Raw genomic sequence first — 3657 nt, 5'->3', positions numbered from 1 at the left:
CTACCCATTACCTTCAGCGCCACCTCAAGCGCCAGGTCCGCCTGCGCCGGGTCGATCTCCCCAACCAGCAGGCCGCCGGGCACAAGCATGTCCCTCGCTTCGTACAGCAACCGCCGATAGAGATCGAAGCCATCCAGCCCGGCGAAGAGCGCCAGCTGCGGCTCGCGGTCGGTCGACGGATGAGTCTGATCCGGTCGCAAGTAGGGCAGGTTGGCGAGGATCAGGTCGAACGGGCCGCTCAGCCCGGCCAGCAGGTCGCTGGCGAGTAGATCGACGCGCTGTCGCAGCCCCAGCCGCTCGCGATTCAAACGCGCCACCGCCAGCGCATCACGCGAAACATCGACGCCGACAATCTGGATGACGCGCCGCATCGCCGCCAGCTCGCTCGCTAGCGCGAGGGCGATCGCGCCGGAGCCCGTGCCGACGTCGACAACGCGGCGCGGACCGCCGTGCTGCGCCAGCCAGGCCAGCGCCAGATCGACGATCCACTCCGTCTCGGGTCGCGGAATCAGCACCCGCTCATCGACCGCCAGGTCAATCGTGCGGAACGCGCGCCGCCCGAGGATGTAGGCAATCGGCTCACCGGCCAGGCGACGCTCGACGAGCGCGCTAAATCTGACATCCTGCTCGTCCGGCAGCGACTCCGCATATCGAAAGAGCAAGCCGGCGCGATCCAGCCCCGTCACCTCACGCAGCAGCACCTCGGCGTCCAGGCGCGGCGAATCGCTGGCACCTGCCAACCGCTCCGCCGCGTGCTGCAACGCCACCAGATACGTTCGCATCATGGCCGCATAAAGCGCATATCGCTCCGTACGGACAGGACCCGGCCTGTCCTCGCCGTGAGGCGACTCCCCCGCGCCAGACAATCGCGGCCTGACAAAGGCATGACCCACATATCGCTCCGTACGGACAGGACCTGGCCTGTCCTCGCCGTGAGGCGACCACCCAGCGCCGAGCGATTCGTATTCGGCAAGTATCGGAATGACGTGGGATGGACAACGCAACGCGCATTCGCCATGTCAGAGCAGGTTTCCAACGTCCATTGCGCAGATCTGAGACAGGGCCATTCGGCGCGGGAGGGTCGCCTCACGGCGAGGACAGGCCGGGTCCTGTCCGTACGGAGTGGGGAGTGCTTCACGCCGCGCGCGGGTTCAGGCCATGCCGGCGAGCTGGAGGCGCTCGGCCTGGTCGAGGGCTTGCAGTTCGCGGACAAACGTCTCGATGTTGCCATCCATCACGCTCGGCAGATTGCTGAGGTTCATCTTGAGTCGGTGGTCGGTGACGCGATCCTGCGGGAAGTTGTAGGTGCGGATCTTTTCAGACCGATCGCCGCTGCCGACCTGCGAACGGCGCATGCCGCCACGCTCCGCATCGAGCCGCTGCTGTTCCAGATCGAAGAGTCGCGCCCGCAGCACTGCCATCGCCTTGGCCCGGTTCTTCAACTGCGACTTCTCGTCCTGACAGCTGACGACGATGCCAGACGGCAGGTGGGTAATGCGCACCGCCGAGTCGGTCGTGTTGACGCTCTGGCCGCCGTGGCCGGTCGAGCGGAAGACGTCCACCCGCAGGTCGTTCTCGTCGATCTGGATATCAACATCCTCGGCCTCCGGCAGGACAGCGACGGTCGCCGCTGAGGTGTGAATGCGCCCGCTGGATTCCGTCACCGGCACACGCTGGACACGATGCACGCCGCTCTCATAGCGCAGGTGGCTGTAGGCACCGCGTCCGCGAACCTCCAGCACGGCCTCCTTGATGCCGCCGATGCCAGTCTCGTTCAAGTTGAGGATGTCGGTTTTCCAACCCTGCCGCTCGGCGTAGCGCGTGTAGAGGCGCACCAGCTCGGCGGCAAACAGCGCGGCCTCGTCGCCGCCGGTACCAGCGCGGATCTCGACGATGACGTTTTTCTCGTCGTTGGGGTCTTTCGGCACCAGCAGTGCACGCAGCCGTGTGATCAGCGGCTCGCGGTCGGAGCGCAGACTATCGAGCTCCTCGCGGGCCATGCTGGCCATCTCGGCGTCATCATCGCTGGCCATCACCTCGGCGTCGGCGATCTGGCCGTCCAGCGCGCGCAGGTCACGATAGGCGAGGACAACATCCTCGATATCGGAGCGCTCGCGTCCGAACTCGATCAGCTTGTCGGGATCGGTGGCAATCGCCGGATCACCGAGCATCTGGGTCAGTTCGTCGAATCGACGATCCAGCTCTTTGAGGCGGTCAAACATATCGGTCATCGGGAGGCTCCTGATCTTCGGGTTAGCGGCTTCAATCCGGAAGTGCACGTCATGTCGTTATCAAAGTCGTCGGTCGCTAACCGTGATCGTCGATCTCCGGCGCAGCGCCAAGTCGCCACTCGTGCAGCGTCGAATAAGTCGGTCCGCCCGCACCCAGCACGCTGCGGATGAGCTGCAGGCGATCCGCTACAAACGGAACGGCTGGGCGCTCAACGCTCGCCACTACCTGCCGGAAATCGGACGGGGCCGCAGCGCCATCGCGCAGACGCGCCAGCGTGATGTGCGGCGCGAACGGTCGCCGCTCCGGTGGGCCATAGTCGTTCGTCGCGGTCGTCACGGCTGCGGCGAGCACACCCAGCGGCCCGATGTCGCCGGCCAGTCCGAGCCAGATGACGCGCGGTCGATGCTCAGACGGAAACGCACCGATCGTCGTCGCCTCCAGTTGCAATGGCTGGGCACTCTGCGCAACGGGCGCGATCCGCGCAGCCAGGTCCGGCACGCGGTCGCTGGCTACATTGCCGTAGAACCGCAGCGTCAGGTGCGCCAGATCCGGCCGCACCCAGCGCATCGGCCAACCCTGCGGCGCGAGCGCGTCGGCAACATCTCTCATCCGCGCGCGAACCGCCTCGCTCACTGGCACAGCAACGAAGACGCGCCAGTCGGCGGTCCCTGTCGTCGTCGTGCTGGCCTGTCGCCGCCGGTGCGTCACCATAACGCCCAAGTATAGTCCACTGCCCTTGCCGGGCTTGGGGGGTGGGGAGAGAGATCGGTGCGGGTGAAGGCAAGGACGCCCCGCTCACCCACGCTCCCAAACAACATCCCCGTCGATGATCGTCGCTTCGGCGCGCAGATCAAAGAGCGCGTCCGGCGTGACACGCCGTGGGTCGTCGGAGAGGACGGTGAAGTCTCCGAGCTTGCCGACCGCGATCGAGCCTTTGTCTCGTTCCTCGAACGTGCCGGCTGCCGGCCAGCGGGTGTAGAGCTTCAGCGCTTCCTCAACGGTGATGGCTTCCTCCGGCACGTACTGTCGGCCGGAGAGCGTGCGGCGCGTGACGGCGCAGGCGATGTTGAACAGCGGAGCGATGCCGTCCGGCACGCTGCCGGTCGTGTCGCTCGAACCAATGACCTCAAAGCCGTGATCGATCAGAGTGCGCAGCCGGAATTTGCGCGGGAAACGCTGGCTGTTCGGCAGGGACAGCACGTCGCCCTGGGCGTAGATGAACTGCGGCGTCGTCACGATGCGGATGCCGAGATCGCGAATCCGCCGCATGTCCGCCTCGTCGATCAGGTAGTCGGCGGCGTGCTCAATGCGATGGCGATGTGGCGCGGGATGGCGGCGCAGCGCCTCCTCCACAGCATCGGCCACCATGTAAATAGAGGGCTGCGAGCAGACGTGCATCCACAGCTGCTGGCCGGCGGCATGCAC

At 66.1% G+C, this 3657-nt stretch carries 4 protein-coding genes; all 4 read right to left on the bottom strand.

The genetic code is table 11. The annotated features are described in order from the left end of the window. Positions 1–782, bottom strand: a 782-nt coding sequence (prmC, locus tag M9890_15575; GenBank protein MCO5178374.1) for a peptide chain release factor N(5)-glutamine methyltransferase, incomplete at its 3' end; no start/stop codon positions are given. 369 nt (positions 783–1151) lie between these two features. Next, positions 1152–2231, bottom strand: a complete 1080-nt coding sequence (prfA, locus tag M9890_15570) for a peptide chain release factor 1 (protein MCO5178373.1) — start codon at positions 2229–2231, stop codon at positions 1152–1154. A gap of 76 nt (positions 2232–2307) precedes the next feature. Then, entirely contained in the window at positions 2308–2943 is a 636-nt protein-coding gene (gene thpR, locus M9890_15565) for an RNA 2',3'-cyclic phosphodiesterase (GenBank protein MCO5178372.1), read from the bottom strand. 84 nt (positions 2944–3027) lie between these two features. Further along, on the bottom strand, positions 3028–3657 hold a 630-nt coding region (locus M9890_15560), incomplete at its 5' end, for an amidohydrolase family protein (protein MCO5178371.1).

Source organism: Thermomicrobiales bacterium, from assembly GCA_023954495.1.
Taxonomy (GTDB): Bacteria; Chloroflexota; Chloroflexia; order Thermomicrobiales; family CFX8; genus JAMLIA01.
This window is presented reverse-complemented; position numbering and strand designations above follow the sequence as displayed.

Bases quoted from the DNA above. Each gene is read 5' to 3' on its own strand.
- thpR (MCO5178372.1), bottom strand. From the start codon at position 2,943: ATGGTGACGCACCGGCGGCGACAGGCCAGCACGACGACGACAGGGACC.
- prfA (MCO5178373.1), bottom strand. From the start codon at position 2,231: ATGACCGATATGTTTGACCGCCTCAAAGAGCTGGATCGTCGATTCGAC.